We start from the raw sequence: 428 nt of genomic DNA on the forward strand, positions 1-428 counted from the left end.
GCCCCAACACCGGCGGCATGGGCGCCTATTCGCCGGCGCCGGTGATGACGCCGGAAATGGTCGAGCGCACTATGCGCGAGATCATCGAGCCGACCATGCGCGGCATGGCCGAACTCGGCGCGCCGTTCGCCGGCATCCTCTTCGCCGGATTGATGATCACCGATAAGGGGCCGAAGCTGATCGAATACAACACCCGCTTCGGCGATCCCGAATGCCAGGTGCTGATGATGCGGTTGAAGGACGATCTCCTGGTGCTGCTCAACGCCGCCGTCGACGGCCAGCTCGCGCATACCTCGATCCGCTGGCGCGACGAGGCGGCGCTGACCGTGGTGATGGCGGCGAGGGGCTATCCCGGCACCCCGGAAAAGGGTTCGGTCATTCGCGGTCTCGAGGAGGCCGCCAGCGACGGCGCCGAGATCTTCCATGCC

The 428-nt window shown here is 66.6% G+C and carries 1 pseudogene; it reads left to right on the top strand.

The annotated features are described in order from the left end of the window. Nucleotides 1-428, top strand: a pseudogene (locus EOA29_RS40245) (phosphoribosylamine--glycine ligase); the annotation flags it as partial.

This window comes from Mesorhizobium sp. M1E.F.Ca.ET.063.01.1.1, assembly GCF_003998155.1.
GTDB lineage: Bacteria > Pseudomonadota > Alphaproteobacteria > Rhizobiales > Rhizobiaceae > Mesorhizobium.